Here is a 581-nt window from a genome sequence, read left to right on the forward strand (position 1 = left end):
CCACCCACCACCAACACCTCCCCCAACACATCCACTGGATCACCCTCGACACCACCACCACCCACACCGACACCCAACCCATCACCGACGCCGAACGCACCGCCGTGCTCCGGCCGCAGCACCCGGCATACCTGATCTACACCTCGGGCTCCACGGGCGCACCGAAGGGCGTGAGCGTGACGCACGCCGGACTGGCCACGCTCGCTCGCGAACAGCGGGAACGTTATGCGGTGACGGCGGATTCGCGAACGCTGCAGCTCGCATCGCCGAGCTTCGACGCCTCGGTCTGGGAGTTGCTGCTCGCAGTGGGAAGCGCCGCCACGATGGTGATCGCCCCACCCGGCGCCTACGGCGGCTCGGCGCTGACCGAGTTGCTGCGCCGCGAGCGGGTGACCCACGCCGTGATCACTCCGGCAGCGTTGACGTCGCTGGATCCGGCCGGGCTCGACGACCTGCGGGTCGTCGTCGCGGCCGGTGAGGGATGCCCGCCGGAACTGGTGCGGCGCTGGGCGTCCGACGGTCGTGAGTTCTTCAACGCCTATGGCCCGACCGAGGCCACGATCATGACGAACCAGAGCGCG

1 protein-coding gene is annotated in these 581 nt (G+C 69.5%); it reads left to right on the plus strand.

What is annotated here, in order from left to right; genetic code table 11:
• Positions 1-581, plus strand: a 581-nt coding sequence (locus tag ON21_RS03850; protein WP_039795370.1) for an AMP-binding protein, incomplete at both ends; no start/stop codon positions are given.

The sequence above is a fragment of the Nocardia araoensis NBRC 100135 genome (assembly GCF_000308435.1).
GTDB classification, from domain to species: Bacteria; Actinomycetota; Actinomycetes; order Mycobacteriales; family Mycobacteriaceae; genus Nocardia; species Nocardia araoensis.